Origin of the sequence: Psychroserpens luteolus (assembly GCF_021032705.1) — a bacterium.
In the GTDB taxonomy this organism is placed as follows: domain Bacteria; phylum Bacteroidota; class Bacteroidia; order Flavobacteriales; family Flavobacteriaceae; genus Psychroserpens; species Psychroserpens luteolus.
This window is the reverse complement of record NZ_JAHVXI010000004.1, coordinates 260,615-277,505: the sequence shown is the minus strand read 5'-3', so window position 1 is coordinate 277,505 and position 16,891 is coordinate 260,615. Positions and strand designations below refer to the sequence as shown.

Here is a 16,891-nt window from a genome sequence, read left to right as displayed (position 1 = left end):
CAACTTATGAAAACACCACCTCGAGATACAACAAAAGACACTCCCGAAACATTGGTATTAGATTTTTTTGAACGCGTATGGCATCATCCGCATGATCTAGATGCTATTGATGAATTAATGACTGAAGATTACTGTATTACAACAGCTGGAAAAATGGTAAAAGGACGTGAACTCTTCAAATCTTGGGTTGGAGAATTTCAAAAACAACTCCTAGATGCAAAAACTGAAAACGTCGCTTTGTTCTACAATGAAAAGAAAGACAGTGTCGTTTCACGATGGATATGCTCTGGCAGAAATAATGGTCTTTTCGGACTTAAACCTGATAAGCGCTTTATTTCATTTACTGGCATTGCCATTTGGACAATTAGAGATAATCGACTTTCAGAATGTTGGGTAGAACGGAGTGCTTACGAACTCTATCAAGATCTCACATCAAAACAAAAAGATCAGGATTTTGTATAATCATTACAAATCCATTAACTAAATCATTCATCTTTACTATACGACACATGGTCAACAAAATTCAACAAATTATAAAACAACTAGAACTACAACCACATCCTGAAGGCGGTTATTTTAAAGAAACTTATAGAAGTTCTGGTGAAATTAAAAATGACAGTTTGGGAGACAATTATAATGGACAGCGCAACTATTCGACCTGCATTTACTTTCTTCTCACTTCTGATAATTTTTCGGCATTACATAGAATTAAACAAGATGAGATCTGGCATTTTTATGATGGTTCTCCTATTCGTTTACATGTCATATCCGAATCGGGAATACATACAGAACACCTTATTGGTAAAGACCTAAATAAAGGTGAAGTCCCACAATATATTGTTCCTGGTGGTTGTTGGTTTGCAGCAGAAGTTATAGATAAAAACGCCTATTCATTAGTTGGTTGCACTGTATCCCCTGGTTTTAGTTTTGAAGATTTTGAGCTTAAATCCAGAACGGAACTGATGGCTCTATTTCCAGATAAGGCAACTATTATCACTCGGTTAACACATCACTAAATGACATCAATCCAACTTAGGTAATTTCAATTGCCCTAAGACACTTTTTTCTTTCATCAACTTCTCGATGTCGCGAGATGTTCTTGGTGCCTCAGCAGAAAGATTAACAGGTCCATTTTCAGTAATTAAAATATCATCCTCTATTCGAACAGCAATCCCATACCATTTTGGATCACAATCACTTCCTTCAGGAATATAAATTCCAGGCTCTACCGTAATTACCATATTAGCTTCAAGCATGCCATAAAGGCCTGGGTCATGCACATCCAAACCAATATGATGTGAAGTCCCATGAGGAAAATATTGTCGTGCGTCAGTGTCATCCTTTGCGATTCCTAAATCAATCAATCCTTTATAAACAACTTGTCTAGCGGCTGCATCTGGAGATTGCATATAATTACCAATAACAGTCGCAGCAATTCCTGCTTCTTGTGCTTCATAAACGATATCATAGATAAGTTTCTGTTCCTTACTAAATTTTCCATTGGCAGGAATCGTTCTGGTAACATCTGCTGTATAGCCATGATATTCTGCACCTAAATCCATAAGCACGAGATCATTTTCCACTTTCATTTTGTTATTTTCGATGTAATGTAGAACACATCCATTATTTCCTGCACCAACGATACTAGGATAGCCTTCATATTCGCTACCATATTTTTTATAGATATATTCGTGTACACCTTGTACTTCAGTTTCAGACATTCCAGGATGCATCGCTTTCATAATCTCTCGTTGTCCCATGGCAGAAATACGAACTGCTTTTTTTAGCAATACCAATTCTTCAGGTGTTTTAATCTCCCTTAATCCAGCCATTAATCGCGATAAGGTTCTTGTGTCTCTCTTTACACTTTCAGCCTCAACATTAGCATTTGCATCGACTTCAATATCTTCCGTTTTATTTTCTATCGTATAGTTGTTAATAAGTTTAATTTGCGATTTAAACGATTGTATCAAATCATACAAATCGGCACTATTTCGTGTATCCCTGTAATCGTCTTTAAAACTGAAATACATAACATTATCAAAAGTCGTAAAATCAATACCAGAATTTAAAAAATCACGTCCAACAAAGGCATTTTCAAAACCTAATCTCTCTATAGCTCCTTCAACACCCAATCGACGTCCTGTCCACTGCTCTGCTCTAGCATTACGTTCTTGTACATACAATCTTTCATTGTAGGTGTTTCCATTAATATCTGTTTGATTATCAGAAAAAATAACTAACACAGCATGAGGTTCTTTGTATCCTGTGAGATAATAAAAATTAGGGTCTTGATGATATATATACTCTACATCATTAGCTCGATTACGAACTGGATTAGCAAAAAATACGGCCACACTATTGTCTGGCATGTTTTTTCGCAACGCCTCTCTCCTACCTTTATGAAATTCTTTACTAAGGTAATCTTCTGGTAATCCATCTTGTGCAAATGTCATCAGACAAGCAAGACATGATAAAACAAATGCAAATTGAGCTTTCATAATGATGATGTTTAATGTTTTTGAAAATTAATAATTATTCACTTCTTCAGAAGAAAAGACTTTAATATTAACATATTTTTAATGCTATTTTCTTCGGAATCTAAACTTAAGAAACAGATATTTTTCGATACATTTGCCTGTACAAAAAAAGAATACTAACGTCCAATCGTTGCTGAAAAATCAATTGAATATGAAAAACACAGCCTTAACTGAAACTCACAAAGCTCTTGGTGCCAAAATGGTTCCTTTTGCAGGATATAATATGCCTGTTCAATATGACGGAGTAAATGTAGAACATGAAGCCGTAAGAACTGGTGTTGGTGTATTTGATGTCTCACATATGGGTGAATTTTTAATCGAAGGACCTAACGCATTGGCTTTAATTCAAAAAGTGTGTAGCAACGATGCATCAAAGTTAACAGTTGGAAAGGCACAATATAGTTGCTTACCAAATGATGATGGTGGTATTGTTGACGATTTAATTATTTACCGAGTAAAAGAAGACACCTATTTATTAGTCGTTAACGCAAGTAATATTGAGAAGGACTGGAATTGGATCTCAGCAAAGAACGATGTTGGTGCCGAAATGCGAGACCTAAGTGAAGCCTATTCATTACTTGCTATTCAAGGTCCAAAGGCTGTTGAAGCGATGCAGAGTTTATCAAGTCATGATCTTTCAGAAATCAAATTCTATAACTTTGTTGTTGGTGATTTTGCAGGTATCGAACATGTGATTATTTCTGCAACTGGTTATACAGGAAGCGGTGGATTTGAAATTTACTGTAAGAATAGTGAGGTAAAGCAAATCTGGGATAAAGTGGTTGCAGCTGGTGCCAAACCAATAGGATTGGCCGCTCGTGACACGCTGCGTTTGGAAATGGGTTATTGTCTTTACGGAAATGATATAGACGACACAACATCACCTATTGAAGCTGGATTAGGATGGATCACAAAATTCACTAAAGAATTTACGAACTCTGAGGCTTTAGAAGATGAAAAACGTCGTGGACCAGAACGTAAGTTAGTGGCTTTCGAATTAGATGAACGTGGTATTCCGCGTCAAGGTTATGACATTGTTGATTCAAGTGGTAAAACTATAGGAAATGTAACCTCAGGTACCATGTCTCCAAGCTTAGGAAAAGGTATAGGCTTGGGTTATGTACCGACAATCTTCACCAAAATTGGTAGTAAAATTAATATTCAAATTCGTAAAAATGCAGTACCAGCTACTGTGGTAAAGTTACCTTTTTACAAAGGATAGTTTATATATTGAAGAGGGATTAATGAAGGAATTTGAGAGTAAACATCGAATTTTAGTTTTAGGTGCTAGTGGCTTTATAGGTAATGCTATCTATAAAGAACTATGTGCATATTTTAAAACTTTCGGAACCTATCGTGTCCCAAAGAAAATATACGAAGATAATCATCATTTCTTTCCATATAATGTCGAAGAAGATGATGTTTATGAGATCTTAGAGGCTACAAAACCTTCCATTATAATATCTTGTCTACGTGGCGATTTTAGAGCGCAAACTATTGCACATCAGCATATGACAGAATATCTTAGAGATAACGATTGTAGAATTATCTTCTTATCGTCTGCTAATGTCTTTGATGCTTACAGTAAATATCCCAGCTACGAACTTGATAAAACTCTAAGCGATAGTATTTATGGCCACTTTAAAATAAAGATTGAAAATATGCTTTTACGGCTACCAAAGAAAAAAGTAGCTATTGTTAGGTTACCAATGGTACTTGGTTCTCAATCGCCTAGATTAAAGGAGTTAAAACAACATTTACAAGAAAAAACTGCTATTGAGATTTTTCCAAATATTATTATGAATGTGACAACAGACTCCAAAGTAACACAACAAATTCATTATATAATCAACCGAAATAAGTATGGTGTTTTTCACTTAGGAAGTACAGATCTTGTGCATCATGACGAATATATTAAAGACATTATCAACCAATTATCCTCTAAAAATGGAGTTGTCTATAAGCATGTTTATACCACAAATGAAGATCGTTATCTCGCTGTTTTACCTAAATTCAACAAACTGCCAAAACACTTAGAAATTACTAGCTCTGAGGTTTTAAAAGAACTATTAAAGTAATAAAAATTACAGTTTACAGTAAAAAGTATTCGCTTCGTCTTTTTTAATAGCTTCTACCGCTTATTCCTCTTATTTTAGATCAAATTATAGTACCTTTAATTAAATAATCTACACTATGGGTTTGATGAAAGATGAGAATATTGAAAAAAGATTACTTCGTTTTCCTGATTGGGAACATAGAAATAATGCCTTATATGCCGAATTTGAGTTTGATAATTTCAAAGATTGTTTTAGTGCAATGAGCAGAATTGCATTTGAATGTGAAATTCAAAACCATCATCCTGAATGGACAAATGTCTATAATGTTCTAAAAATCTCACTATCAACTCATGACGAAAATGGTGTTACCGAAAAAGATTTCAAATTAGCTGAAGCTATTGAAGCTATTGTTGAAGTCCAAGACTAATAATTGGTTCGGTTTTTGATTCATTTTTTCTTATCAAAACACGGTTTATGCATAAACATATATCTACATTTTTAATCTTGCTTGTTTACTGTTTTGGTTTTAGCCAAGATAAAAACCTGTTTTGCGATCAATTACAAGCATTGAAAAATGTAGTTAAAAACAATCATTATGCGCCTAAAGTAATAAATGATAGTTTATCGACTAATGTGTTTGATTTATTTCTCCACAGTTTAGATGAAGACAAACGCTTATTCACTTACAATGATGTAAATACCTTTGAAGAAGATCGCTACAACCTCGATGATTATATTAAGAATAGCACCTGTGATTTCATTGATAAATACGTGGCCATATTAACCCAACGTATTGAAAACTCAAAACTGGTGATTCGTGCTTTAGAAAATGAAAAATTTGATTATTCTGGTAAGGATACACTACGATTTAAACCTGAAGCCTCCTATAAGTATTTTAAAAATGATTTGGCCATACAAAAATATTGGAGTAAGCGAATGCGCTATAACATTCTCTACGCGCTAGTAGAAAACGATTCGGTTTTAGAACACATTCAGAGCAATTTCAAAGCTTTTGAAACCGAGTTAAAGTCTAAGTTCATTCAAAAAGAAATCTGTCAACTTGAAGAATTAAAAAACAGATTAGGCAATGTCGATAATTTTGTCAAAGAAGCCTTTTTAAATGCCTACCTTCAATATCATGATCCCAATTCGTTATTTTTTACACCTACCGAAAAAGATATCTATGAAAACTCTTTGTCCAGTAATCAATTATCTTTTGGAATAATTACTGCTAAGAATGATAATGGAGATATTATTATCGCACACATCACACCTGGAAGTGCCGCTTTTAACAATGGGAGTTTTGAAGTTAACGATATTATCAAATCAATTAAATCTAATACAAAAACTCTAGAGGCATACTGTATTTCAAATGAAGATGTTCTGGCGTTTACAAGTCATGAAGATCATCATACGGCAACATTTAAAATCAAAAAGCAAAATGGAATTGTAAAAGATGTTGAACTCACAAAAACAGAAACCAAAATTGAAGAAAACACAGTAGACGGTTTCATTATTGAAAGTACATCAAAATTGGGCTATATCAATATTCCGAGTTTCTATTCCAATTTTGAATCACCTAACGGGTTAGGATTAGCCAATGATGTTGCCAAAGAGTTATACAAACTTCAAAAAGATAAAATTGAAGGCCTAATTATAGACCTTAGGTTTAATGGAGGTGGTTCTATGAAAGAAGCTGCTGATCTCTCGGGAATGTTTATTAATAGAGGACCTATTTCTATTTTAAAATATAACAATGGTGAAACCTATACCATTAGAGATATTAATCGTGGCTCTTTGTTTACAAAACCAATTATCATCTTGGTGAATAATTATAGCGCTTCTGCTTCAGAGTTTTTTGCAGCAACAATGCAAGATTATAACAGAGCCATTATCGTTGGAGCGACGACTCATGGAAAGGCCTCGGCTCAATCAATTTTGCCATTAGGAAATGATGAATCTTTAGGCTATTCTAAATTAACTGTAGAAAAATTTTATCGAGTTAGTGGTAAAAGTCATCAGTCTATTGGTGTTATTCCAGATATTATCCTACCGAGCATCTATGACGGCTTTAGAACTCAAGAGCAATATGAAGCTTTTGCACTTCAAAATGATTCTATTGCCGCAGTAAAAAAATTTCCAAAATTAAAACCACTACCTATTGAGGAACTAAGAAAAAAGAGCCTCTTAAGGGTTACCAATGATGCTCCTTTTAAGTCTGTTAAAGATCTTAATAAGTTGATTATTGATAATTATTTCAATCTGGACACCGAATACCTCCTTACTCTTGAGAATGTACACAGAGAAATGACAAATTATCGTACACAATGGGAAATTATCAATAAACCTATCGATGCAAACGACTCTGGGTTTACAGTTAAAAATTCAAAATTCACTAAAAAATTAGTGAACTATACCGACACTCAAAAAGCAATAAATGAATCAATTATAAAAGATATCAAACAAGATATTTATATCGAAGAAGCCTATGCCATACTTCAAGATTTACTTGATTTAAATCCTCTAAACTAATCCTTCTCCACTTAACTAACAATAAAGCATCAATAAGGCTGCAGATCACTACAATAAAGTAAATACCAATTTAAATGAGCAACGTCAAAAAATAATCAATGATTTGTATGCGACGAATGCAACTTTTTATCTAAGCATATTCCCAAAGACTAATATCTGGTATTGTCAATTCGATATAATTTCGATAATTTTGGGCTTCAATAATTTTTTTAAAACTACATAATAATGGGAAGAGCTTTTGAATTTCGTAAAGCAAGGAAAATGAAACGATGGTCTGCAATGAGCAAAGCCTTTACTCGTATTGGTAAAGATATTGTAATGGCTGTAAAAGAAGGAGGACCTGATCCCGATTCCAATTCCCGTTTACGTGCCGTAATTCAAAATGCGAAAGCTGTAAACATGCCTAAAGATAATATTGAACGCGCCATAAAACGTGCGTCCGATAAAAGTCAAGGTGAATATAAAGAAGTCGTTTTTGAAGGTTATGCACCTCATGGTATTGCTATTTTAGTTGAAACAGCGACCGATAATAATACACGTACGGTTGCAAATGTTCGTAGTTATTTCAATAAATGCGATGGTAGCTTGGGCACCTCAGGTTCAGTGGTATTTATGTTTGATCATACCTGTAATTTTAGAATTAATGCGGAAGGACTGGATCCCGAAGAAATTGAACTCGAATTTATCGATTATGGCGCCGAAGAAGTGTTTGCAGATGACGATGGTATATTGATTTATGCACCTTTTGAAAGCTTTGGAGCAATTCAAGCCGAATTAGAATCGAGAGATATCGAAATCTTATCATCTGGTTTTGAGCGTATTCCGCAGGTCACAAAAAAACTAACACCTGAACAAGCTGCTGATGTTGAAAAACTTTTAGAAAAGATTGAAGAAGATGATGATGTACAAAACGTCTATCATACTATGGAAGAGTCTACTGATGACTAGAAATAAATAAAATATAATGACCTGAACTTGTTTCGGGTTTTTTTATGCTCAGATTCACGAATGCTTCGCCTCTATCCACTTACTCATAAACTTTGTGCTTTGCATAGTATGATGCTGTAATAATTGTCCGATAAAGTTTTGCGCGCGATGTGATCTTAAATCTTTAGATACTAATTCTAAACGCTCAGCAAATTGAGACTCAAATACGCTTTTCGAAAACTGAGAACTTAATATCTCAAATCCCGAAGACTGTTGAGCTTTCCATAGGGTTTCATTTTGATACAACCGTACCGTATGATGAATAAAATCTTCGGTAGTATCACAAATAAAATCCTGAGAACCTTCATCAATAATTCCTTCAACCCCAACAGATGTCGATACAAAAGGGGTTCCGTTTTGCATCGCATCAAACAGCTTCCCTTTTAGTCCTGCTCCAAATCGAATTGGTGCCAACAGCACTTTTGCTTGTTGCATAACTTCATTAACATCATTGGCAAAACCTTTAATTAAAAACCCTTCTTTTTCATTATGCAACTGTGCCACTTTTTGAGAGGCATAAGCCCCATAATTATGTAATTGCGCCTTAGGCAACTGTTTTCTAATGCCTTTCCAAATCGTTGTCTTTAAATGCAGTAAGGCATCATAATTGGGCTCGTGAAGAAAATTTCCAATAGATATAAAATGCTGTCGAGATTCAAAATCTGGAAGCGCTTGCCTTTGTTCTTCTGAAACCTCATCAATTAAAAAAGGTAAATACAACAAAAGCGCCTCATCGATCTTAAAGGTCGTTTTGAGTAGTTGCATTTCAGCTTTTGAAATAATCAAGCTTAAATCGCAACGGTAAATGCTTGCTATTTCTCGTTTTGCAGTGTCGTTAAGCAAATGAGTTTCTGTTATTTCAGTAGCCGCTTTAAAAGCTTGCTGTCGCGCACGTCTTAAAAAATGTAGATCTTCAGTATCTAATAACTTAATGGCTAGAGGACAATGGTCTGAAACGCGCCAGCCAAATTGCTCTTCGGTCATAAACCGGTCAAATAACACAACATCTGGCTTCAGTTTTAAAATAAAATCGTCAAAACTGGAATGGTTAAGTTCTATAGTAACTCTATTCACACCAATCGATTCTAAATCAAATGCGTTATCACTTTTAGCGCATGCACTGGCAAAGGTAATCGTATAGTCTTGAGATTGAAAAAATGAAATGAGTTGCATCATTCTACTTCCAGCTGCAGAACTCTTTGGTTCTGGCCATACAAAACCAATAATGAGCAACTTTTTTTTCAAACTAAATAAGAATTATTCAGGTTGTATCTGAGTGCTATACTTTGCTCTAACCGCTTTTCCCCAATCGATAATAGCTTTAATTTGCTCTTCAGAAAGTTTAGCATCTCCATGTGTCCATGTGTATGATGGAAGTGGCATTTCTTTGGCTTCAACCATTTCAATAAGTTCATCCATTTTATGGTCTTTCTTCTTCACCGAATACGAATCCCAAGCCGACACATCAAAATGTCCTTTTCCGTGCTTTATATGATCTGCCATCCAATAATTTACTGGTGTGATACTATTATACCAAGGATATCGTGTGACATCACTATGACAATCAAAACAGGCATTCTTTAAAACACCATGTACATCGTTAGGTGGATTTGTATCTGCTATAAATGCATCAATAGATGCCATATCACCTTCATTTTTATCTGGTCCAAAAAATTGCATTATAACGAAAACAATAAGTAATGCAACTAGTATTTTTTTTATAATTTTCATGTGTCTAATTTTTATCTAATTTAGAAGCATTAAAATAAGAAAATCAATTTGACTACCGAAGAACTTTATCAAGAATTAAATTATGTGAATCACTCTCGTGAAAAACGCTTGTATTATGCGAATTTGGTAATTGGAAATCCAGATTTAATTCCGAAGTTATTGAATATATTATTCATGGTTGATGATAAAATATCTTGTCGAGCCGCTTGGGTTTTTGAATTTATGTGTGGTGAGCGTTTAGAAGCTAGCATTCCTTATCTTGATACATTCACGGAGAATATTCATAAAGTTCATCTAGATTCTGCTGTGCGACCAGTTGCCAAAGTTTGTGAGTACTTAGTCACTGCCTATTATTCGAAATATGACAATGAGATAAAATCGGCCTTGCTTCCAAAACATAAAGAAAAAATTATAGAAGCGTGCTTTGACTGGATGATTAACGATGAGAAAATTGCTCCTAAGGCCTATGCCATGAACACACTTTTTTTGTTAGGACAAGACGAAGATTGGATCCATCCAGAACTAGTTATGATATTAGAACGCGATTATCAAATGCAAAGTTCTGGATTTAAGGCTAGAGCTAGGCATATTTTAAAAAAGGTTAAAAAGAATTAGAGCTTTATTACTGTATTTAATTCCTCCTCAGAAATCACCAATAATTTACTTTTCACTAATCTAGGTATAAGTTTTCGCCAATTATCATCTTGTTCAAAAATAGATTTTAAAATGGGATGCGCTTTTTTGTATTCTTTATTATTCAATAAGTTAATCGCATACCAATATTGCATTTCCAAATTATCAGGAAATAATTTTTGTGCACTTAAATATAAGGACTCAGCTTTTTTAGAATCGCCATCTTCCATAGCTAAATCACCTTTATTCATAAAATCATACGCTTTATGAATTTTCATCAATCGCTCTAACTCACCTATGGGATTTTCATGATCTTCAATGCGCAAATCCATAATGGTATCTTCCCAAGAATTTCCAGTTGCTTTTCCTTTAACAATCAAAATAGCTGCAGACTGTTTTCCTCTAATGTCTCCTTTTTCACCTTCGGCAGCTTTAAGTGCAGCAAGAATACGCTCGCTTAGCGTGCCTTTTGTAGTTTCAAAAGCTTTAGCCATCGCATCCCAAACCGTATTATTAAGCATCATATTGGCCTGTACTGAGAAATTATGACCTTGTCGATGTCCAGCTTCGGCAATACATAAATGACCAGTATGCGTCGCCATTTCTCCTTTTGCATTTAAAAATGCAACCTGACGATACATTTCACCTTCATCGTTTTTAACCAGTTCGATTAAGGCTTGCTCAGGACTCATGCCATCCTCCATTAAAGCCAGACCTTTTGGTCCATAAGCTGGATTCACCAAAGATTGTGTAGCAACAACACCAACACCTGCTTTTCCATAAATAACAACAGAACCAACACTAAACCAATGGGATTGCACAGCGACTCCAATATCTCCTGTTACAGAATCTCTTGCAACAATCGAATACGTATGAGTGAGAGGTTCGGATTTTTTATAAACTTGTGAGAACATGGTTTGGAAACTTAAAACAAAAAGTACTATAAACAGCTTATGCATAACAATAAATTTTATGCTCTAAGATAACCAAATTATCTTCAATTTACCGTTCGATTTTTCTATCTTTGCAGCCTTAAACACACAACCAATGTCAATATCATCTCTCAATGCTATCTCACCAATAGATGGTCGATATAGAAATAAAGTAAATAATCTTGCACCTTATTTTTCTGAAGAAGCGCTCATCAAATATCGCGTTTTGGTAGAAATTGAGTATTTCATTGCATTGTGCGAGGCAAAACTCCCACAATTAGCAACTATTGACACTTCGGTTTTTGAAGATTTAAGAACTATTTATAAGTCGTTTTCTTCGGAAGACGCACAAGCGATAAAAGATATTGAAGCCATCACCAATCATGATGTAAAAGCGGTTGAATACTTTATCAAAGAGAAGTTTGACAAGCTTAACCTATCTGCATATAAGGAGTTTATACATTTCGGATTGACATCACAAGACATTAACAATACTGCTATTCCGTTAAGCATTAAAGATGCTATGAACGATGTGTATGTTCCAGAATATTTTGAGGTTGTAAAAAAATTAAAAACTCTAGCTGAAGAATGGAAAGCTATTCCAATGTTGGCTCGAACTCATGGGCAACCTGCTTCTCCAACTCGTCTGGGAAAAGAAATACAAGTTTTTGTAACCCGCTTAGAAGAACAGTTTAATTTATTAAATGATGTTCCTAGCGCTGCTAAATTTGGTGGTGCTACTGGAAACTTCAATGCGCATAAAGTGGCTTATCCAAATATAGACTGGAAAGCTTTTGGTACCAATTTCGTACAAGAAAAATTGGGTTTGCAACACTCATTTCCAACAACGCAAATTGAGCATTATGACCATATGGCAGCTTTATTTGATGCACTAAAACGCATCAATACTATTATTATCGATCTTGATCGCGATATTTGGACTTATGTATCTATGGACTACTTTAAGCAAAAAATAAAGAAAGGTGAAGTTGGTAGTAGCGCTATGCCACATAAGGTAAATCCTATAGATTTTGAGAACTCTGAAGGTAACTTAGGTATTGCCAATGCTATTTTTGAGCATTTAGCAGCTAAGCTTCCTATTTCGAGATTGCAACGTGATTTAACAGATAGTACTGTACTTAGAAATGTTGGAGTTCCGTTTGGTCATACATTGATAGCTTTCAAATCAACTTTAAAAGGTTTAAACAAGTTGTTACTTAATGAAGCAAAGTTTGCTCAAGACTTGGAAAATAACTGGGCTGTGGTAGCAGAAGCCATACAAACCATCTTACGTCGCGAGGCATATCCTAATCCGTACGAAGCCTTAAAAGGCCTAACTAGAACTAATGAAACGATCAATGAACACTCCATTTCAGAATTTATTGATACCTTAGAGGTTTCCGAAACGATTAAAACGGAACTTAAAGCTATCAATCCTAGTAACTATACTGGGATTTAACCTACTACAAATGCCAAATAGAAATACATTAACACTTGTGTTCTCCGGACTTATAGCCGCTGGTTTTTTTATATCTGGTATTTTAGATATTTTAGATTACTTGATTGTAAAAGCTATATTATTTGCAGCTTTTGTACTACTAGCCGTACATTTGACCATTATCATTTTAAAAGATTCTGAAAACAAAAACCACCTTAAGTAGTCAGACTTAAAGTGGCTTTCTATTAACATTTTAAATATTAAGGTCTATTTAAAAAATTTGGCGATATCTTTAAATTGAGTTTCCTCAATATTGTTTTCATCGAAAACTGACGCCAGTTCCATTATTTTATTAAAGTTCATTTCATCTCCTAAAATTCTAACAACAACAAATCCTTGCTCATTAGAATTTCCAAATAGGATAAATTCATCTACATCATTTTCTCCTCCTATACATTTTACGACAAATTTCCCGTCTGTTGAGTTTCCTCCACGCATCAACTCTTCATATTTTGGATCTTTAAGAATCGTCTTTATTTTAGCGACTTCTACATCCATATCCTCTTTATTACTTTCGTCTGCGACAAAAGCTAAAAGGCTTAACTTATCTATAGATTCGTAAGCATCTTTTTGCTCTTCAGTTAATGTTGTTTCATCAATTTTAAGCATACTCGTTGGCACATCTAAACTAGTAAAACCAGGTGCTAACTCACTATCAACATAGTACGTTTGTAAAGTTAAACCCTGGTTGCAACTCTGTAAAGTTACAACCAAGATTAACATGGTGATTATTGTTTTGATTGATGTATTCATAGTTTTAGTTCTTTTTACTTGCTTTTTTCAACTGGTCTCCTCCTGGCATATTCATTTGACTTGTCAACTTAGAGATTTGTCTTAGATCGATATCTCCTGTAAGTGTTAACAATACAGTCTCTACTTCTCTCTTCTTACCATTAATGGTAATATCTTGACCATTAGTAAGCTCTTTCAAACCGTTAATGAACATTAATAGTTCTTTTACATGGTTTTCATCCTTACCTTCTTTTACATAAAACTTCACAGTTTGATCACCATCTTTGATACGCATTAATTCGTCTAATTTTGATGATTTTAAATAGCCATTTACAGTAGCATTCATATCGGCAGAGATTTTCTCATCTCCTGTTGTAAACACTTTAAGACCTGTAATGTTTTTAGCCATATCAACATAAGCCTTCATTTCAGGATCATCGACATCTACACCTACTGTGGCTAACATTTTAAACATTCGCTGTGTCAATACAACTGTCATTACACCATCTTTGTCTTCATATTTGTCAAAAACACTTTGAGCAAACATTATATTAGATGATAAGGCAATTGCGAGTATTAATATTAATTTCTTCATGATTTCTAGTTTTTGTTTTTACTTGTTTTTTTCTTTTTTACTAATCTGTTTGTTGTTTTACCAAATTCACTAACGTGACTGGCTTTTTCTGCACCTTTATTAAAACTGGTAGATACAAGACTCAGTGTGTTTACGCTACTTGCTGCATCGTTAAAATTTGATGATAGCATCGATAACGCTTCTTTGGTTTGATCATAAACCTCTTGCTCTTCTTGAGTAAGAACGATACCTGTTGTATCTGGTTGACCTCCAAAAATATTCGGAATCATAATTCCTAACATAAGAACCGCAACTGCTGCGACAGAAATCCATTGATAGATATAACTTTTTCTAGGTTTTAATGGAACGTCCTTTGTATAAAGTTCTTGTTTTGTGTTGTTAAAGTATTGAAACATCATTTTATATGACTCTAAATGTGGAGCGACTTCGTCTTGAGTAAAATACTCTTTTAAGCGTTGCTCTTCTTTTAGCGTTGTTTCGCCATTGTCATACTTTTCCAGTAATTTTTCTATACTATTTAATACCATAGCGATGTGTATTAGTTAATTTTTCTCTTATTGTTTTCCTAGCTCTTGACAAAGCAACTCTAATGGCTGTAGGGTTCATATCTACTACTTTTGCAATTTCATCAAAGTCATACTCTTCTATATCTCTGAGCTGTAATATTATTTTTTGTTGTTCTGGTAACTCTTCAATTATTTTAGAAACCCAATCAACACTATCTTTATTTTCTACTTGTTTCTGTAAAGACGTGTTATTGTCTTGATAATTACTATGAACAATCTTTAAATTCTGCGCTTGTTTCGATTTTAATCGGTCTAAGCAAAAATTCTTTGTCATTGTCATCGAAAATGCTTCTACATTTTTATAGTCTGCTATTTTCTCTTTATTGTGCCACAGTTTCATTAAAATCTCTTGCGTTGCATCTTCAGCTTCTTCCGTAGAAACTAGAAGTCTTTTTGCTAAACGAAAGACTTTATCCTTAAAAGGTAATACCAATTTTGTAAAATCAGTCTGTGTCATTTTTGGTTTGTTAGTTAAAAACAGTTGATTATTCTGCTTCTTGTAATTACGACGAACATGCTTCAATTTTGTTACATGATATTTTTAAATTTACAATAATGTAAGTAAATTTATAGTTTACTAGACCAATAAACTATTGGTTTAGCTCATAAAAATTGAAAAAGAAAAAATATGAAATTATTAAAACTAAGTGTACTCTTACTACTTACCATCTCTTTTACGAGTTGTTTTGAAGATAGAGATGACAATGCCATAGCGGCAAGTGAGATTAACGATTTTGTTTGGAAAGGGATGAATGCCGTTTATTTGTATAAGGCCGATATCCCAGATTTAGCCAATGATCGTTTTTCTTCTAATGAAGAGTATGCTAACTATCTTAATAGTTTTACAGCTCCTGAAACACTATTTGAAAGCTTGATTTTTGAAAGAGAAACTGTAGATCGCTTCAGTATTATTATTCCTAACTACATTGAATTTGAACAATTATTAGCTGGAACTTCTAAAAGTAACGGACTTGAATTTAACTTCTATCTCAAGCCTGGAAGTGAAACTGAGGTCTTCGGTATTATTAGACTTGTTCTTAATAATAGTGTTGCTGATGGATTAGGCTTAGAACGCGGACAAATTTTTGATGCAGTCGATGGTAATGCTTTATCAACAAGTAATTTAAATACCTTATTGAATCAAGACACGTATACGTTGAATTTTGCCACTTATAACGATAATGGAACTGAAACGGTCGATGACGATACTATAGAGTCTTCTACAGATAGCATTGAACTTACAAAACAAACCTATACCGAAAATCCAGTACACCAAGCTGACATCATCGATGTTGATGGAGAAAATGTTGGTTATTTGGTTTATAATGGCTTTAATTCAAGCTTTAATAACCAATTAAATGCTGCATTTGCTGATTTTCAAGCTAATAATGTACAACACTTGGTTCTCGATTTAAGATACAATCCAGGAGGTTCTGTAAATACAGCGTCATTACTTGGAAGCATGATCACTGGTCAATTTAATGGAGATATCTATTCTAAATTAGTTTTTAACAGTGATCAACAAAGTTCAAATACAAATTTTAATTTTGTCAATAGTTTTGATGGCACTACAATAAACAGTTTAAATTTAAACAAAGTTTATGTGCTAACTACAGATCGCTCTGCTTCTGCGAGTGAATTGGTTATCAATAGCTTAAGTGCTTATATTGATGTGGTTCAAATTGGTGATTCCACTACAGGAAAAACGCAAGCATCGATAACAATATATGACTCACCAGATTTGACGTCGGTTAATATCAATCCTAGCCATACCTATGCAATGCAACCCTTAGTTGCCAACTCTATAAATGTAAATGATGTCGAAGTTCCTCCAACAGGACTTGTTCCAGATATCTCTTTAATTGAGTCGCCAAGAAATTTTGGAATATTAGGTGATGTCAACGAACCTCTTTTAGCAGCTGCTATTGCCGACATTCAAGGTTTAGGACGATTTAGTGCATTCCCAGAATATAGACCAATACAAACCAGCGTCAATATCAAACCATTTGAAGAGAACATGTATATTGAATATGAGATGAATACTAATCGTCTCGAATTTAAATAATAATAAAAAAAGCCGCTTTTCAA

The 16,891-nt window shown here is 34.1% G+C and carries 19 protein-coding genes; 11 read left to right on the top strand and 8 right to left on the bottom strand.

Going from position 1 to position 16,891, the window contains the following annotated elements; genetic code table 11:
* The first annotated feature begins 6 nt into the window (after window positions 1-6).
* Both KWG70_RS12235 and KWG70_RS12230 read left to right on the top strand, forming a co-directional pair.
* Window positions 7-462: an ester cyclase gene (locus KWG70_RS12235; protein WP_230936325.1), complete on the top strand. Its 456-nt coding sequence runs from the start codon at window positions 7-9 to the stop codon at window positions 460-462.
* A gap of 47 nt (window positions 463-509) precedes the next feature.
* Window positions 510-1,016, top strand: coding sequence for a cupin domain-containing protein (locus KWG70_RS12230; RefSeq protein ID WP_230936324.1), 507 nt, complete (start codon window positions 510-512; stop codon window positions 1,014-1,016).
* A gap of 6 nt (window positions 1,017-1,022) precedes the next feature.
* On the opposite strand, the gene KWG70_RS12225 is transcribed toward KWG70_RS12230, so the two are convergent.
* A complete protein-coding gene (locus KWG70_RS12225; protein ID WP_230936323.1) occupies window positions 1,023-2,501 on the bottom strand; it encodes an aminopeptidase P N-terminal domain-containing protein in 1,479 nt (492 codons plus the stop codon).
* Between the two features lie 190 nt (window positions 2,502-2,691).
* On the opposite strand from KWG70_RS12225, the gene gcvT reads away from it, so the two are divergent.
* The 5 genes from gcvT to KWG70_RS12200 all read left to right on the top strand — a co-directional run bounded on the left by gcvT (window position 2,692) and on the right by KWG70_RS12200 (window position 8,077).
* Window positions 2,692-3,762 carry a glycine cleavage system aminomethyltransferase GcvT gene (gcvT, locus tag KWG70_RS12220; RefSeq protein WP_230936322.1) on the top strand — a complete coding sequence of 357 codons (1,071 nt, stop codon included), beginning with the start codon at window positions 2,692-2,694 and terminating at the stop codon, window positions 3,760-3,762.
* A gap of 22 nt (window positions 3,763-3,784) precedes the next feature.
* Window positions 3,785-4,618 carry a sugar nucleotide-binding protein gene (locus KWG70_RS12215; RefSeq protein ID WP_230936321.1) on the top strand — a complete coding sequence of 278 codons (834 nt, stop codon included), beginning with the start codon at window positions 3,785-3,787 and terminating at the stop codon, window positions 4,616-4,618.
* A 115-nt stretch (window positions 4,619-4,733) separates the two neighbouring features.
* The gene (locus tag KWG70_RS12210; protein WP_230936320.1) at window positions 4,734-5,024 is read left to right on the top strand and encodes a 4a-hydroxytetrahydrobiopterin dehydratase; all 291 of its coding nucleotides are present in this window, start codon (window positions 4,734-4,736) and stop codon (window positions 5,022-5,024) included.
* A 47-nt stretch (window positions 5,025-5,071) separates the two neighbouring features.
* Entirely contained in the window at window positions 5,072-7,129 is a 2,058-nt protein-coding gene (locus KWG70_RS12205) for a carboxy terminal-processing peptidase (RefSeq protein WP_230936319.1), read from the top strand.
* A 225-nt stretch (window positions 7,130-7,354) separates the two neighbouring features.
* Window positions 7,355-8,077 carry a YebC/PmpR family DNA-binding transcriptional regulator gene (locus KWG70_RS12200; protein WP_230936318.1) on the top strand — a complete coding sequence of 241 codons (723 nt, stop codon included), beginning with the start codon at window positions 7,355-7,357 and terminating at the stop codon, window positions 8,075-8,077.
* Window positions 8,078-8,131: 54 nt separating this feature from the next.
* Here the strand turns inward: KWG70_RS12200 and KWG70_RS12195 are convergent, their stop codons facing one another.
* Entirely contained in the window at window positions 8,132-9,361 is a 1,230-nt protein-coding gene (locus tag KWG70_RS12195) for a glycosyltransferase family 4 protein (protein WP_230936317.1), read from the bottom strand.
* 12 nt (window positions 9,362-9,373) lie between these two features.
* On the bottom strand, window positions 9,374-9,847 hold the full coding sequence (locus KWG70_RS12190; RefSeq protein WP_230936316.1) for a heme-binding domain-containing protein: 474 nt from the start codon (window positions 9,845-9,847) through the stop codon (window positions 9,374-9,376).
* A 48-nt stretch (window positions 9,848-9,895) separates the two neighbouring features.
* On the opposite strand from KWG70_RS12190, the gene KWG70_RS12185 reads away from it, so the two are divergent.
* Window positions 9,896-10,462: an adenylosuccinate lyase gene (locus tag KWG70_RS12185; protein ID WP_230936315.1), complete on the top strand. Its 567-nt coding sequence runs from the start codon at window positions 9,896-9,898 to the stop codon at window positions 10,460-10,462.
* Here the strand turns inward: KWG70_RS12185 and KWG70_RS12180 are convergent.
* A complete protein-coding gene (locus KWG70_RS12180) occupies window positions 10,459-11,394 on the bottom strand; it encodes a DUF1028 domain-containing protein (RefSeq protein WP_230936314.1) in 936 nt (311 codons plus the stop codon). The genes KWG70_RS12185 and KWG70_RS12180 overlap by 4 nt on opposite strands.
* Before the next feature lie 133 nt (window positions 11,395-11,527).
* On the opposite strand from KWG70_RS12180, the gene purB reads away from it, so the two are divergent.
* Window positions 11,528-12,871 (top strand): adenylosuccinate lyase, encoded by a 1,344-nt coding sequence (gene purB, locus KWG70_RS12175; protein WP_230936313.1) that lies wholly within the window; start codon window positions 11,528-11,530, stop codon window positions 12,869-12,871.
* A gap of 10 nt (window positions 12,872-12,881) precedes the next feature.
* Window positions 12,882-13,073 (top strand): hypothetical protein, encoded by a 192-nt coding sequence (locus KWG70_RS12170; RefSeq protein ID WP_230936312.1) that lies wholly within the window; start codon window positions 12,882-12,884, stop codon window positions 13,071-13,073.
* 44 nt (window positions 13,074-13,117) lie between these two features.
* Here the strand turns inward: KWG70_RS12170 and KWG70_RS12165 are convergent, their stop codons facing one another.
* Genes KWG70_RS12165 through KWG70_RS12150 form a run of 4 tightly spaced genes read right to left on the bottom strand, consistent with a single transcriptional unit; the run spans window position 13,118 to window position 15,260 of the window.
* Window positions 13,118-13,663, bottom strand: a complete 546-nt coding sequence (locus KWG70_RS12165; RefSeq protein ID WP_230936311.1) for a DUF4252 domain-containing protein — start codon at window positions 13,661-13,663, stop codon at window positions 13,118-13,120.
* A gap of 4 nt (window positions 13,664-13,667) precedes the next feature.
* Window positions 13,668-14,237, bottom strand: a complete 570-nt coding sequence (locus KWG70_RS12160; RefSeq protein ID WP_230936310.1) for a DUF4252 domain-containing protein — start codon at window positions 14,235-14,237, stop codon at window positions 13,668-13,670.
* A gap of 5 nt (window positions 14,238-14,242) precedes the next feature.
* Complete coding sequence (locus tag KWG70_RS12155; protein ID WP_230936309.1) at window positions 14,243-14,764, bottom strand: hypothetical protein; 522 nt, start codon at window positions 14,762-14,764, stop codon at window positions 14,243-14,245.
* Window positions 14,751-15,260, bottom strand: coding sequence for an RNA polymerase sigma factor (locus KWG70_RS12150; protein WP_230936308.1), 510 nt, complete (start codon window positions 15,258-15,260; stop codon window positions 14,751-14,753). The genes KWG70_RS12155 and KWG70_RS12150 overlap by 14 nt, the downstream gene beginning before the upstream one ends.
* A gap of 171 nt (window positions 15,261-15,431) precedes the next feature.
* Here KWG70_RS12150 and KWG70_RS12145 point away from each other — a divergent pair, with 171 nt between their 5' ends.
* Window positions 15,432-16,868 carry a S41 family peptidase gene (locus KWG70_RS12145; protein ID WP_230936307.1) on the top strand — a complete coding sequence of 479 codons (1,437 nt, stop codon included), beginning with the start codon at window positions 15,432-15,434 and terminating at the stop codon, window positions 16,866-16,868.
* The last annotated feature ends 23 nt before the right edge of the window (window positions 16,869-16,891 follow it).